General features: G+C 71.7%; 10 protein-coding genes. 2 read left to right on the plus strand and 8 right to left on the minus strand.

Annotation, left to right across the window (positions count from 1 at the left end):
* Window positions 1-69 precede the first annotated feature (69 nt).
* From AC1VWI_RS17540 to AC1VWI_RS17570, 7 genes are all read right to left on the minus strand, one after another.
* On the minus strand, window positions 70-2,547 hold the full coding sequence (locus AC1VWI_RS17540; RefSeq protein WP_499511955.1) for a hypothetical protein: 2,478 nt from the start codon (window positions 2,545-2,547) through the stop codon (window positions 70-72).
* Entirely contained in the window at window positions 2,544-4,235 is a 1,692-nt protein-coding gene (pstS, locus tag AC1VWI_RS17545) for a phosphate ABC transporter substrate-binding protein PstS (RefSeq protein WP_499511956.1), read from the minus strand. Before pstS ends, AC1VWI_RS17540 begins: the two co-directional genes overlap by 4 nt.
* Before the next feature lie 56 nt (window positions 4,236-4,291).
* Window positions 4,292-5,176: a phosphate ABC transporter permease PstA gene (pstA, locus tag AC1VWI_RS17550; protein WP_499511957.1), complete on the minus strand. Its 885-nt coding sequence runs from the start codon at window positions 5,174-5,176 to the stop codon at window positions 4,292-4,294.
* A 332-nt stretch (window positions 5,177-5,508) separates the two neighbouring features.
* Window positions 5,509-6,537, minus strand: coding sequence for a phosphate ABC transporter permease subunit PstC (gene pstC, locus AC1VWI_RS17555; RefSeq protein WP_499511958.1), 1,029 nt, complete (start codon window positions 6,535-6,537; stop codon window positions 5,509-5,511).
* Window positions 6,534-7,253, minus strand: a complete 720-nt coding sequence (locus AC1VWI_RS17560) for a hypothetical protein (RefSeq protein ID WP_499511959.1) — start codon at window positions 7,251-7,253, stop codon at window positions 6,534-6,536. The genes pstC and AC1VWI_RS17560 overlap by 4 nt, the downstream gene beginning before the upstream one ends.
* Before the next feature lie 651 nt (window positions 7,254-7,904).
* Entirely contained in the window at window positions 7,905-8,423 is a 519-nt protein-coding gene (locus AC1VWI_RS17565) for an FxLYD domain-containing protein (protein ID WP_499511960.1), read from the minus strand.
* Between the two features lie 348 nt (window positions 8,424-8,771).
* Window positions 8,772-10,793, minus strand: a complete 2,022-nt coding sequence (locus tag AC1VWI_RS17570; protein ID WP_499511961.1) for a M3 family metallopeptidase — start codon at window positions 10,791-10,793, stop codon at window positions 8,772-8,774.
* Window positions 10,794-10,852: 59 nt separating this feature from the next.
* Here AC1VWI_RS17570 and AC1VWI_RS17575 point away from each other — a divergent pair, with 59 nt between their 5' ends.
* Window positions 10,853-11,521: a TetR/AcrR family transcriptional regulator gene (locus AC1VWI_RS17575; RefSeq protein WP_499511962.1), complete on the plus strand. Its 669-nt coding sequence runs from the start codon at window positions 10,853-10,855 to the stop codon at window positions 11,519-11,521.
* 192 nt (window positions 11,522-11,713) lie between these two features.
* On the plus strand, window positions 11,714-11,917 hold the full coding sequence (locus AC1VWI_RS17580) for a MarR family transcriptional regulator (protein WP_499511963.1): 204 nt from the start codon (window positions 11,714-11,716) through the stop codon (window positions 11,915-11,917).
* Between the two features lie 18 nt (window positions 11,918-11,935).
* Here AC1VWI_RS17580 and AC1VWI_RS17585 read toward each other — a convergent pair whose 3' ends face one another.
* Window positions 11,936-14,215, minus strand: a complete 2,280-nt coding sequence (locus tag AC1VWI_RS17585; RefSeq protein WP_499511964.1) for an MMPL family transporter — start codon at window positions 14,213-14,215, stop codon at window positions 11,936-11,938.
* Window positions 14,216-14,287 lie beyond the last annotated feature (72 nt).

A 14,287-nucleotide genomic window follows, 5' to 3' on the forward strand; every position in this document is an offset into this window, starting at 1 on the left:
GGTGGTGCCCGGCACGGTTGTTTCAGACAGTTCGTTGGCGCGGACCTGTCGTGGTCTCGGGTTCGGGCATCACCCCCTCGGCTCTCGGCCGGACGTGCCCTTGGCACGCCAGGTCTGCAGACCTGCAGCGAGTCGCGGCGCCACCCTCGGCAGGAGGGGGCCGCAGACGGCCGCGACGAGCCCGGCGACCAGGGCGATCAGGAGGACGTAGCGCACGGCGCCCAGCACCCACTCGGGCGTGCGGGACAGCGGGACGTCGGCGGCCACGGGGACCGGCGGCGGCGAGGCGGTCACCGGGGCCGCCGGCGGGTCCGAGGGGGACGGCGTGGAGGACGGCGCGGTGCCGACGGTCTGACTGCCGCCACCGCCGCCCGTGCCGCCGGAGGTGTTCTCGCTCTCCTCCTCGGGCGCGGAGGGGCCCGACCGGGACACGATGGCGTCGGCGGCCGACTCGGTCTGCTTGCGCAGCGACGCCGGCAGCGGGGCGTACCCGTCGGGCAGGGTGCCGGCGGTCACTCCGGGCACCTGGCCCTTCCCGGCGGCGTACCGCAGCAGCGCGGCGTAGTCGCGGCCCTCCTGCTTGGACAGCTTCTCCGGGATGGTGGCGGCGTAGGTGAGGAGCGTGAGCGGGTAGGCGTCCTTGGCCCCGGCCTTGGGGTCGCCCACCAGGACCCCGCTGACCGGGCCGGGCTTCATCGCCTTCTGCGCGGCGAGCATGGCCGCGTCGGTGGGCGCCACGAACGCGCCCGAGGCGTTCTGCAGCTTGGCCGTCACCAGTCCGTAACGCCGGGCGGTCGCGGTGTCGGTCACCGCGAGGATGGCCCGCCGGCCCGCCGGCTGCGGGGGATCCTTCTTGTACGCGGGCGGCTGGCTGGTCGGGTCCCAGTTGCCGCGGGCCAGGGTGTCGCCGCGGGCGGCGGAGCGGGCCGCGTTCTTCATGTCGGTCGCGTAGGGGTGCTTGTCCAGGATGCACAGCGGCTGGTCCGGGTGGTCCGGGAACTGCTGGCAGTACGGGTCGCTCTTCGGGAAGCCGTCGACGGGCAGGTCCAGGTCCTTGTAGTTCGGGTTGACCGTCATGCCCGAGAAGCCCGGATCGCCGTGGCTGCCCTCGTTGTCGGGCGTGCCGTCGAGGAACTCCCGCGCGGCGGGGTCGCTGTCGACCCAGCTCCACAGCTGCGAGGCCGCGTCGGAGAGCGGCTGCGGCACCAGCGCGTCGCCGAGGGCGCCGAGGAAGTCCAGGTCCTCGTAGCGGGGGTTGTACTTGATGAACTCCGGGTCGTGCCCCAGGTTGTACGGGTTCTTCGCGGTGCTCTCGGCGAAGCGCGAGTTGCCGTCCTGGTACGACTCGGTGAGCAGTTTGGCGACCAGTCGCGGGGTGAGGTTGAGCGAGGTCAGCCGGTTGCCGTTGCGTGCGTGGATCTCATCGGAGGCGGAGGACGCCGCGTGGCTCTCGATGAAGAACCCGAGGGTCAGCCCGGACAGGGTCACCGGCGCGTAGACAGGCTTGGTGTCCGGGGGCAAGGTGGCCGGATCCGCCGCACGGTTGAGGAACACCATGCCCGGCTCGTCCACGGTCAGGTTCTCGCGAGCGCCGACGTCGCCGGCCTGCGCGAAGCCGTAGATGGTCTTGTTGCCGGTCTGGCAGAGGGTGGGCTGCCAGCGGTGCACGGCCTCGGCGGCCATCTCGGTGCCGAGGGTGGGACGCTCGGCGGCCCCGATCGGGCAGTAGGTGCCGGCCCGCTCGAAGCGCAGCGGGAAGACCAGGCGCTCCTTCCAGTTGGTCGCCGACAGCGGCGAGGACTGGAGCAGGCCGTCCGACTGCGCCCGGTACGAGGTCCCGTCTACCTCCGTCTCACCACGGGGGACGACGACGAGCCAGCACGAGCGCGCGCCGGACTTCCCCTTCGGGACGTCCCCGCAGCCGAGACCGGGAGCCTCCGCCGCGGTCTGGACCTCGAAGTACACCTCCCCGGTGCCGCTGGAACCGGTGCGCGCGTAGGGCACCTCGTTGGTGGTGTTCGAGTCGAAGAAGTCGTTGGTGTTGCCGCTGTCGAACACGTCGCCGCTCACGGCGCGGAAGGGCGCGAACGAGATGTTGCTGCCCGTGGCGGGCGGCGGCAGCGTCTGCGCGGGGTCCTTGAGGCCGCCGTAGCTGAGCTGCCGGGTGTTGGTCCAGGCGCCGGCCGCCTGCCCGCCCGTGCCCGCGCCGAGGTCGGCCGAACCGCCGAACTGGCACTGCTCGGGGCTCGGGCCCGAGGGGTCGTCGCCCCAGCACTGCATGATCTGCAGGTAGTCGGCGGGGTACTTGCTGTCGTCGACGGTGGGGACCGCGTCCTTCCAGGTGATCTTCACGACCTGGTTGACCAGGCTGCTCGTCTGGTCGACGGTCACCTTGAGGTCGGCGAATTCCCCCTTGCCGGAGACGGTCATCGCGGAGCCTGAGTCGGCCTGCGACACGGTGGCCGGCGCGGCCGCCGCGGCCATCACCAGGGCGCAGGCGACGAGCACGGCGCGATGTGCCGCCCGGCGGAAGCGCGAGGGGATCACGACCGCCTCCGCTTCGTGTTCAGCAGCGACGTGAGCAGCGGCGGCGCGACCGTGAGCGTCAGCAGCAGCACCGCGGCGAGCACCATCAGGGCGGTGCGCGTGCCGCCGCCGATGCTGCCGGCGGTGGTGACCGGCGTGGCGTACGCCCCGTCGTCGCCGCCGGTGGCCGAACCGTCGTTCGCGATCACCTGTCCCGTGTCCGGGTCGACCGAGGGCGAGGCGCTCGCGTCGGCGCCGCCGGACGTCGTGCCGCCCTGACTCCCACCGCTCGCGCCCGTGGAGGAACCGCCCCCGCTGCCGGACGTACCGCTGCCGGAACCGCCGGAGCCCGAACCGCCCGACGAACCGGAGCCGCCCTTGACCGTGGTCGAGGCCGTGTTGCCGCCGGTGCCCGTGGCGCACTGGCTGCTTCCCTGCTTGTCGCAGTCCTTCGGGTAGGGCGCGTTCTTGGCGAGGGTGTTGGTGCCGTCGGTGGAGAAGGTGGGGTTCTGGCAGTTCTTGACGTCGATCGACTCGACGTCGACCCCGGGGATGCGGCGCACCTGGTCGAGCCCGGCCTGCACCAGGTTGATCGGCAGGGGCGAGAACCCGAGTTTGCCGACGCTCTTCTGGCCCTCGCACAGGAAGTAGTACGCGAAGGCGCCGAGGGTCCTGCCCTTCAGCTCGCTGAAGTTGTTCTCGACCTTGGTGGGAATGATCATGTAGCTGTAGCTGGACAGGGGGTAGGTCCGGCGGTCCGTGTCGTTGTAGACGCCGTCCAGCTTCTGGGTGAGCGTCTTGTCGTCGATCTGCGCCTTCAGCAGCGCCACCGCCACGTTCTTGTCGGTCGGCTCGACGTAGTAGCCCGCCTTGTTGAGCACCTTGACCACCGGGAAGTGCGTGGTGACCTTCGCGTAGGAGTACTCGACGTAGGTGATCGTGCCGACGTTGCGCTGCGCGGCGACGTAGCCGGAGACGCCGTTGGAGCCCGCCTGGGCGACGACGGGGGATCCGGAGATCTTGGGGTAGATGGACGTCGTGCCGCACGGCGTGGTGCGGCCGGCCTTGCGGCAGTAGTCGTCCCACAGCCCGCCGTACTGCTTGGCCATCCAGGTCGTGAACTGCGCGGTGGTGCCGGAGCCGTCCGAGCGGACCACGGGGATGACCGGACGCGCCGGCAGCGACGCCGCGAGCGCCGGGTTGTCCTTCTTGATCGCCGGGTCGTTCCAGGTCTTGATGACACCGGTGAAGATCTTGGTGATGACCTCACCGGACAGCCGCAGGTTGGTCACCTGCCGGTTGCCGATCTTGAGGTTGTACATGAACGACGTGCCGCCGGCCACGATCGGCATGTACGCGTACTTGCGGCGCGGCGGGGTGTCGACGACACCCGAGTCCTTGATGCCGTAGGGGATCTCGGAGACGGCGAAGTCGACGGTGCCGTTGCGGTACTGGTTGCGGCCGTCGGAGGAACCGGTGCCGTTGTAGGTGACCTTCATGTTGTACTGCTGGACGTTGGCCGTCCACTGGTCCATCGCGTTCTGGCTCCATGTGGAGCCGGCGCCCGCGATCGGGACGTACGTCGCGGCGGACGCCTCCTCGGCGACGGGCAGCGAGGCGCCGAACAGCAGCGCCGCCAGCATCAGGGCGAGGGCGGTCAGGACTCTGACGCGGGGACGTTCGGAAGATGCCGGACGTGCTCCGGGCATGACGGGTGACTCCTGATCGGTGCGGTCGGTGCCCTGCGTGCGGGCGGGATGGACGGTCACGGCCGGGTCCCGGTCGCGGCTGCGGCTGCGGCCTGCGCGAGCGGATCCGGACGGCGGCTCATGCGTTCCGCGTCGCGGCGGGAGGCCAGCACCCGCCGGTGCTGCTGGCCGCGGGACAGCTCGCCCGGGCCGCGGCCGCCGAGGACGCGGGCCAGCAGGAACAGCAGCAGCACGAGTGCCATCAGCAGCGCGGCGCATCCGAACCCGCGGGCGATCATGTTGGGCTGGGGAGAGGCCACCAACTGGAAGGTGGCCAGCGGCAGCGAGACCTGGGGCCCGCTCAGCGGGTCGGCGTTGAGCGAGGGGTTGGCTCCGGCGGTGAGCAGCACCGGGGAGGTCTCACCGATACCGCGGGCGGTGCCCAGGATGACCGCGGTCGTGAGACCGGAGCGGGAGGTCGGCAGCACCACCGTCCAGATCGTGCGCCACTGTCCCGAACCGAGCGCGTAGGAGGCCTCGCGCAGGGAGCTCGGCACCAGGCGGATGACCACGTCGGCGGCGCGGATGATGATGGGCAGCATCATCACGCTCAGCGCGAGCCCGGCGGCGAGGCCGGACTTCTCGAAGTGGAGGATGAGGATCAAGGTCGCGTAGATGAACAGGCCCGCCACGATGGACGGCAGCGCGGTCATCGCCTCGACGACGGTCCGCACGAAGCGGGCGTAGGTGCCCGGAACCTCGTTGAGGAACACCGCGCACATCAGGCCCAGCGGCACGGTGATCGCCAGCGCGATGCCGATCTGCTCCAGGGTGCCGACCATCGCGTGCAGCACACCGCCCTCGCTGAGCGACGCCAGAGGGCCCGTGCCCCCCATGTTCTCGGTGAAGAAGTTGAGGTGCGTCAGCGCGGGTCTGCCGCGGTACAGGGCGTATCCGACCACGAAGAGCAGGCAGGAGCACCGTCGCCAGGCTCTGCCAGATCACGGCGGCGACCCGGTCGCGCACCGCGACGCGGTTCTGGTCGAGGGAGACCAGCACCGCGTACAGGCCGATGAACAGGACGTAGGCGACGACCACGAAGCCCAGCAGCGAGTCGAACGGGGCGATCCAGCCGAACAGCACGAACGTCAGGGCCACGGAGCCGGCCAGTGCGCCGGCCAGTGCCAGCCGGTCCTCCGCCGTCACGGGCGAGGTGTTGCGGCGCACCTCCGGCACCGCGTCGTCCTCGCGGGTCGGCGTCGTCGTCCGCGGTGTCTTGAGGAGATCGGTCATTTCAGGCCTCCGCCCCCGCGCCCGAGCGGCTGCGCGCCACGATCGAGGAGGCGATGAAGTTGACGATGAGGGTCATGACGAAGAGGGCGAGACCCGCGGCCATGAGGGCCGACATGCCGAGTTCGCTCGCGGATCCGTAGCGGAGGGCGATCAGCGACGACACGGAGATGGCGCCGTTCTGCAGGATGTGCGGCTGGATCTCGAAGACCGGCGAGATGATCATGTAGACCGCGATGGTCTCGCCCAGTGCCCGGCCGAGGCCGAGCATCGTCCCGCCGATCACGCCGCCGAGCCCGAAGGGCAGGACGACGGAGCGGATCATGCCCCACTTGGTGGCGCCGAGGGCGAACGCGCCCTCGCGCTCGCCGGGCGGTGCCTGGGAGAACGCCTCACGCATGACGGAGCAGGCGATCGGGGTGACCATGAGCGCCACGACCATGGCGGCGATGAAGGTGGAGGACGTGTAGACGGTCATGCTCGCGAGCGGGTTGTCGGGTTCGGCCCCGTTCACCTTGAAGATCGGGATCCAGCCGAAGTAGGTGGAGATCCAGCGGGAGAGTCCGACGACGTGCCCCTGCAGGAAGAACGCACCCCACAGGCCGTAGACCACGCTCGGCACCGCCGCCATGAGGTCGACGAGGCTGACCAGGAACCGCTTCAGCCGCCGCGGGGCGTACTCCGAGATGTACAGCGCCGTGCCCAGCGCCAGGGGCAGCGCGAAGCAGATGGCGACCAGGCCGATCAGCACCGTGCCGGTGAGCACCGCCGCGATGCCGAAGTGGTGGGAGTCGGGCTCCCAGACGGTGGTGGTGAGGAACGAGAAGCCGGCGACGCTCAGCGCCTCCCAGGCGCGGTAGGTGAGGAAGAAGCCGACCAGCAGCATGATCGCGAGCACCGCGGCACCGCTGCCCCGGGCGACGGAGCGGAAGACGCGGTCGGCCGGCTCGGCGGACGCCCGGATGTCGCGCGGCACGTCCTCGGCGGCGGGACCGGGCTCCGTGCCGGTGAGGCCGGGAACGAGGGAGGTCATCGCGCCACCGCCCCGATCCGGGGTCCGGCGGGCACGGTGGGTGCGGTGACCGCGGTGACCGGGGTGACCGGGGTGGGCGCGGTGACCGCGGAGGGTGCGACCGGCGGAGCCTGCACGGCGGTCTCCCGCCGGGCCCGCCCGCTGCGGGGTTCGTCCGGTTCTTCTCGCGTAGACCGCGCGGACGCCGATGCGCGCAGGCCGCGCAGCCGCGGGCGGTGGGCCGTGCCCTCGGTCATCTCGGCGACCGTGACCGCGGCCAGGAAGAGGCCGAGGTTCTGCTGGCACTCGCGCAGGCGGTGGTACGTCCGCCCCGACACGGCGACGTTCCTGCCGCCGAGTTCGACGCGCCACGTCCAGGTGCCGCCCGCGTCCGCCATGGACAGCTGTGCCCGGACCTGGCCGATGTGCTCGCGGAGCAGGAGCACGGCGGCCTGGCACTCCGCGAGGGAGGCGTAGGTGCCCGCGCTGCGGCCCAGTTCGCGGTTGTTGGCGCCGACCAGCCGCCATCCGACCGCGGTGACCGGCGCCCCGGCCCGGTCGTGCCGGTCACCGCGGTCGTCACGACCGCGGCGGTCCTGGCCGTCGGGTCTGGCTCCCCTGTCGGGTCTCGCCGTACGCGACGAGCCCTCCGAGGAGGGCCCGGGATCCTCCGGGCTCCCCGGTCCCGCAGGCGATGAGGCCTGTGGCAGGTACCTGCCACCATCGTGAGCCGACATGTACAGAACGCGTGGCCGGACCATGGCGGCCGACCTCCCTCCCCTTCGCGCTGTTGTGCCCCAGGCCGAAATACGTCCTCAGGCGGCACTGACAGTCGCGGCCCATGAGGGGGCTGCGCTCAAGGAAGAGTGAAGGCCGAACGGAGAGAAGATGAACGAGACGTGCAGGTCCACGCAAGGTAATCGGGATCAGGGCATCGGTGACGCTCCGCACCTGAACGGCGGCCCATCGCGGGTGGTCCGACACGGACCGTCCTCGCACAACAGCCCAGGGCGACCGGGACGGTCCGTCAGATGAGGGGATCCACCCGGGGTTACCGCACGTCCATGACGCTTTTCCGCCATTTCGCCGCGACCTGGCGGGTGTCGGGGCCGTATGCGGAACCTTCACGGAATCCGACTCCCGCCCGCACGGCGACGGCCCCGGCGAGAAGCGCTCCCGTGCGCACCGTCGTTCGCCGCCCGCGGGCAGGCTCGTCACCTGGTACCACGGGTCCCGGCCGGGCGCTTGCGGGCACCGCGCGCCGTCCCGCCGGACGGACCCCGCGGTCGCATGCCGCGGGGTCCGGAAGGCGAAACGGAGTCACCGGTCGCCGGAGGGGAGGCGGAGCGTGCCACGCACACACCCTCGGCGGCAGGGCGGGCGAGGGGTCAACTCGCCTTGCGCAGGACCTCGGTGACCTTGCAGTCGATCTCGCCGGAGGCCGGGTCGCTGCCCTGGGCCCTCGTCTGCGCCTCGTCCCCCGCGGTCAGGCCGGTCGTGGTCGCGACGGCCTGGGCGATGCGTGTTCCGCCGCCGTCCACGAACTCGATGTGCACCTCGTAGTCGGAGGTCTGCGAGCTGTGGTTGGTGAGGGTCACCTCGGCAGTGGGCAACTTGCTGAAGTCGGCGAGGCCGCACGAGGTGACCTTCGCGTCACCCGGGGCCGGCTTCCCGCCGCTGCCCGCGGCCGGGGACGCGCTGACCGCGGAGGAGTCACCCCCCGAACCGCCCTTGTCGTCCCCGGTCTTGAGGGCGAAGGCGACGCTGCCCCCCACGACGATGACGATGGCGACGATCCCGAAACCGATTATCTTCCCCGCCCCCGTCTTCTTCGGCGGCCGGCTCCAGTCCGGCTCCTGCGGCGGCGGGTAGTGGCCCGGTGGCGATGCGTGCGACGGCTGAGACATGGTGAACCCCCTGAGGCTCGGTTGTGAAGACACCGTGACAGAGCTTCACCATGCGCGCAGAGACAAAAGCTGTCTGTAATGTTGCCGTGACCGATCCGGTATAGATCATTCCTGATAGGTCTGCGCCAAGGGTCTGATCGGGCGGCCCGGAGTGCCCCAGGGGATCCCCGGTCCCGCCCCGCCGGGCCCCACCGCCGGTTGGCCGACGAGGCGTTGGGCCTCGCCGGCCACCGGCTCGGTGGGAAGCGGCGGGAAGCAGCGTGACGACGGAACGGACGCCGTCGCCGTCCTTCGGCCGGGGAAGGACCCCGAGAGGTCAGCCGGTCAGCCGGTCGGGCGGTCCGGCGGTCAGCCGGCCAGACCGCGGCGCGTCAACAGCGGCTCGATGCGCGGCGCACGGCCCCGGAAGCCCTCGAACGCCGCCATCGGGTCGACGCTGCCCCCGCGGGAGAGCAGTTCGCGGCGGAAGGTGTCGCCGTTCTCGCGCCGCAGGCCGCCGTTCTCCTTGAACCACTCCACGGTGTCCGCGTCGAGCACCTCGCTCCAGATGTACGAGTAGTACCCAGCGCTGTAGCCGTGGGCGAAGATGTGCGCGAAGTAGGTGCTGCGGTAGCGCGGCGGGATCGCGGGCAGCGCGAGCCCGGCCTCCTTCAGGGCGGCGGCCTCGAACTCCTCCGCGTCGCCGGGGTCGTGGCCGGCCGGGATGGTGTGCCAGGCCCAGTCGAGGACGGCGGCGGCCAGGTACTCCACCGTGCGGAAGCCCTGCCCGAACCGCTCCGCGGCCTCCATCCGGGCCACCAGTTCGGCGGGCATGGGCTCGCCGGTCTCGTGGTGGCGGGCGTAGTGGGCCAGCACCTGCGGCCAGGTCACCCACATCTCGTTGACCTGGGAGGGGTACTCGACGAAGTCGCGCGGGACGGCCGTACCGGAGAAGAAGGGGTGGCGGACGTCGGAGAACAGGCCGTGCAGGGCGTGCCCGAACTCGTGGAAGAGGGTGTTGACCTCGTCGTAGGTGAGCAGCGCGGGCTCGCCGTCGGCGGGCTTGGCGACGTTGAGGTTGTTGACCACGACGGGCTTGCGGCCGTAGAGCGCGGACTGGTCGACCAGGCTGTTCATCCAGGCGCCGCCGCGCTTGGAGGCGCGGGCGAAGTAGTCGCCCAGGTAGAGGCCGAGGGGCGAGCCGTCGGCGTTGAAGACCTCGAAGACCCGGACGTCGGGGTGGTAGCCGGCGAGGTCGGGGCGCTCGGTGAAGCTCAGACCGTAGACCTGGCCGGCGGCGAAGAAGACGCCGTCCTGGAGGACCCGGTCCAGCTCGAAGTAGGGGCGCATGACGGCGGTGTCGATGTCGTACTCCGCCTTGCGGACCTTCTCCGACCAGTACGTCCAGTCCCAGGCGGAGAAGTCCTCCAGCCCTGAGGCGGCGGTCAGGGCGGCGGCCTCGCGCTCGGCGTTGGCGACGGCGGGCGGGACCAGACGGGCGAGCAGCGAGGTCACGGCCTCGGGGGTGCCGGCGGTCTGGTCGGCGACGACGTACGCGGCGTGGTTCTCGTAGCCGAGCAGGGCGGCGCGCTCGGCGCGCAGCCGGGCGAGGCGGGCGGTGAGTTCGCGGTTGGAGGTCAGGCCGCGGCCGAGCGAGGCCTCCAGCAGACGGCGGCGCAGGGCACGGTCGTCGAGCGAGGCGAGTTCCGACTGGTTGGAGAAGTTCTTCAGGCTGAGGACATACCGGCCGTCGTGGCCGAGGGCCGTGGCGTTGGCGGCCGCGGCGGCGACGGCGTCGGCGGAGAGCCCGGCCAGTTCGTCGGCGCCGTCGAGGACGAGGGCGGCGGCCTTGGTGTCGGCGAACAGGTTCTGCTCGAAGGCCGTGGAGGCTTCCGCGATCTCCGCGTTGAGCGCCCTCAGGCGCTCGCGGCCCTCCTCGGTGAGTTCGGCGCCCGCGCGGACGAAACGGGTGTGGTAGCGCTCCAGCAGCCGCAGCGCCTCGGCGTCCAGGCCGAGTTCCCGGCGGGTCTCGTACAGCGCCTTGACGCGGCCGTAGAGGACGGGGTCGAGGTGGATGGCGTCGGCGTGGGCGGCGAGGGCGGGGTTGATCCTGGCCTCGATCTCCTGGATGCCAGGACCGGTGTCGGCGCTCGCGCGGTTGAAGAAGACCTTCGACACGCGGTCCAGCAGGTCTCCGGAGCGCTCCAGGGCGACGATCGTGTTCTCGAAGCCCGGTGGTTCGGGGTTCGCGGCGACGGCCTCGGTCTCGGCGAGCTGCTCGGCCATCCCCTGTTCGAAGGCGGGGAGGTAGTGCTCCTCGCGGATGTCGGCGAAGGGCGGCAGCTCGTACGGGAGGGTGCTCGGGCTGAGGAAGGGATTCGTCGAGGTCACGCCACCGACCTTACGCCCGGTGCCTGCCGCCCGGACGTGGCCTTCCCTAGGATGCCCGGATGGCAGCTACGCGTACGGACGGCCGGGTGGAGCGCGGCAACCAGACCCGCCGGCTGGTGCTGGACCGCACCATGGCGATCGCCTCGGTGGAGGGTCTGGAAGGTCTGTCGCTGGGCCGGCTGGCGACCGAACTCGGGCTCAGCAAGAGCGGGGTGTTCGCCCTGTTCGGGTCGAAGGAGGAGCTGCAGCTCGCCACCGTGCGGGCCGCCCGCGAGGTGTACATCCGGCAGGTGGTGGAGCCGTCGCGGGAGCTGCCGGCGGGGCTGGCCCGGGTGTGGCGGCTGTGCGAGTCGTGGCTGGACTACTCGCGGCGGCGGGTGTTCCCGGGCGGCTGCTTCCTGCTGGCGGTGTCGGCGGAGTACGACGCGCGCAGCGGGCCGGTGCACGACGTGGTCGCCCAAGCCCGGCTGGAGTGGACGACCTACGTCGAGATCACCCTCGAGAAGGCCCGGCGGACGGGACAGCTGTGCGCCGACGCCGACATCCCGTTGCTCGCCTTCGAGCTGATCGCCCTGCTGGACACCGGCAACCTGCAGTCGGTGCTCTTCGACGACGTCGCGGCCTACACCCGGGCGGGCACCGCCATCCTCAATCGCCTGAGGGCCGTGGCCGACGGGGACGCGGCCGAGGGGGAAGTCCCCCCGCTGCCCGCCCGGTTCGAGGGCTGAGGGGCGCGGCTTCCCGCACCCGGACGGTTTCTCCGACAATCGGGGAGGCCGGTCATGCATCCGCCACGTTTGTCACCGTTACGCGGGCTTCGCGTCACAGATGATCAACAGCCCCTTCCGCCCTTGATCGCATGTCGTTGTCCCGGCGAGGCCGGCCACCCCCGAGGCCGGCGCATGGGAGGTGCGTGGGAGATGACGGACCGGACCCTCTGGTCGTACGCCGAGATCGCCGCTCACATCCGGGTGCAGGTCGACACCGTGCGCTCGTACCGCAAGCACGGGCACTTGCCGCCCCCCGACATCGTGGAGGGCGGCAAGCCGTTCTGGTACGCGGACACCATCCGCCTGTGGAGCTCCCGGCGCCCCGGGAACCGCGGACGCCAGGAGTTCGGCTGACGTCGGCCCGGCCGCCGCTCAGCCCGAGCGGGCCGGCTCCGGCTCCGGGTCCGGTACGGGCTCCTCCCGCACAGGGGCCCGGCCGGGGCCCTCGCCCTCACTCAGCCCGAACCGGTCGTGCAGCGCCCTCAGCGGCCGCGGCGCCCACCAGGTGGCCCGTCCGGTCAGCCGCATCACGGCGGGCACGAGCAGGGTGCGCACCACCATCGCGTCCATGAGGACGGCGAGCGCGATCCCGAGGCCCAGCATCTTGGTGTTGGCGATCCGCGAGGTGCCGATGGCCACCATCACCACCGCCAGGATCACCGCGGCAGCCGTGATGAGCCCGCCCGTGCGGCGCACCCCGAAGACGACCGCCGCACGGTGGTCACCGGTCCGGTCGTGCTCCTCCTTGATGCGCGACAGGAGGAAGACGCCGTAGTCCATCGAGAGTCCGAAGGCGACGCAGAACATCAGCACCGGCAGTGTGGTCTCGATGCTGCCCGTCGCGGTGAAGTCGAGCAGACCGGACAGGTGACCGTCCTGGAACACCCACACCACCGCCCCGAACATGGCGGTGAGGCTCAGCGCGTTGAGCAGCACGGCCTGCAGCGGGATGACCGCGCTGCCGGTGAGGAGGAAGACCAGCAACAAGGTCACCGCGGCGATCAGGGCGGCCGCCCACGGCAGGCGGTCGGCTATGACCTCCTTGGTGTCGACCAGCTGGGCCGCGGTGCCGGTGGCGGAGACCTTGAAGGGGGCGTCGACCGCCCGGATCCTGCCGACGAGGTCCTGGCTCGCCTCGTCCACGGACTCCGCCTCGGGCAGCACGGTGAGGTACGCCGCGCCGTCGGTGGCCCTGGCCGCCTCGGCCGGGCCGGGCGCGGCGGTCCGCCGGCCCTGCGCGTACTGGCCGGCCGGGCCGTCGACGACGACCACTCCGGGCAGCGCGGACAGCCTGCCGCTGTAGTCGCCGAGCTGGGCCTCGGTGGGACGGTCCTCGGCGAGCACGGTGATCTCTCCGCCAGGGTTGCCGGGGAACCCGTCGCGTATGTGCTGCTGCACGACGTGCGCCTCGGCCGTCGCGGGCAGCTGGCGGTCGTCGGCGGTGCCGAACTGCACCTGCAGGAAGGGCAGCCCGAGCAGGACCAGCCCGGCGGCCGTGCCGATCGCGAACAGCGGGGCACGGCGCATCACCAGGCGGGCGAGCCGCGCGTAGCCCGCGCCCGGCTCCCGTCCGGCCTTCCCGCTCCGCCGGCGCGACAGGAGACGGCGCAGATCCAGGGAGTTGACCCGGTGACCGAGCACCACCAGCGCGGCGGGCAGGATCACCAGCGCTGCGGCGGCCGCCAGCAGCACCACGGCGATGCCCGCGTACGCGAACGAGCGCAGGAAGTACTGCGGGAACAGGAACATCGCGGAGAGCGCGGCGGCCACGGTGAGGGCCGAGAAGAGCACCGTGCGCCCGGCCGTGCGCAGCGTGGCGCCCACGGCGGTCAGCGGGTCGGCCCCGGTGTCCAGCTCCTCCCGGAAGCGCCGCACGATGAACAGGGCGTAGTCGATGGCGAGTCCGAGGCCGAGGGCCGTGGTGAGGTTCTGCGCGAAGATCGAGACGTCCGTGAACGTCGTGATGCCCCGCAGCACGGCGTTGGTGCCCAGGATCGCCACGACGCCGACGCCCAGCGGCAGTACCGCCGCGACGGCGCTGCCGAACACCATGATGAGCAGCAGGAGGGTGATCGGCAGCGCGATGAGCTCGGCGCGGGCCAGGTCCTCCTGGATCGTGGTCTGCAGGTCGTGCCGGAACGCGGCCATGCCGCCGACCTTGACCTCCACCGCGCCGTGCCGTCCCCGGTATGCGGGGGCGATGCGCTCGACGGCAGCGGCGACGGCGTCGTCGTCGCCGCCGATCCGCGCGACGATCATGGCCTCGCGGCCGTCCTCGGCGCGCAGCGCGGAGGCCCGGGTCGTCCAGTACGAGGTGACGCCGGCGATGTCCTCGTCCGCCGCGAGCCGGCGACCGAGCTCCCGTCCCTCGGCCGCCACCTCCGGGGAGTCCACACCGGCGCCACGGCCGTCGACGAGGAGGATCAGATTGGGCTGCGAGTCCGGGAAGTACCTCTCCAGCGCGTCCGCCGCGTAGGCGGACTCCGAGCCGGGGGCTTCCCATCCGCCGCTGCGCAGCCGGTCCGCGACGCCGCTGCCCGCGACCACGGCGAGGGCGGTGAACAGCAGCGCCAGCAGCAGGGTGAGGCGAGGACGGGCGGTCATCGCCCGGGTCCAGCCCCCCGGCGGGTGCTCACGGTTGACATCCGACATGACAGAGGTGTCCCCTCCCCTGAGGAACCGCCGTAAAATGGCGAACACGAGCGATCACTCGCGTTTCTTCAG

It is taken from the genome of Streptomyces sp. TOM-9 (assembly GCF_056858595.1).

Coding starts and splice junctions, on each gene's coding strand:
- pstS (WP_499511956.1), bottom strand. CDS start 4,235: ATGCCCGGAGCACGTCCGGCATCTTCCGAACGTCCCCGCGTCAGAGTC.
- pstC (WP_499511958.1), bottom strand. CDS start 6,537: ATGACCTCCCTCGTTCCCGGCCTCACCGGCACGGAGCCCGGTCCCGCC.
- AC1VWI_RS17560 (WP_499511959.1), bottom strand. CDS start 7,253: ATGTCGGCTCACGATGGTGGCAGGTACCTGCCACAGGCCTCATCGCCT.
- AC1VWI_RS17565 (WP_499511960.1), bottom strand. CDS start 8,423: ATGTCTCAGCCGTCGCACGCATCGCCACCGGGCCACTACCCGCCGCCG.
- AC1VWI_RS17575 (WP_499511962.1), top strand. CDS start 10,853: ATGGCAGCTACGCGTACGGACGGCCGGGTGGAGCGCGGCAACCAGACC.
- AC1VWI_RS17580 (WP_499511963.1), top strand. CDS start 11,714: ATGACGGACCGGACCCTCTGGTCGTACGCCGAGATCGCCGCTCACATC.
- AC1VWI_RS17585 (WP_499511964.1), bottom strand. CDS start 14,215: ATGTCGGATGTCAACCGTGAGCACCCGCCGGGGGGCTGGACCCGGGCG.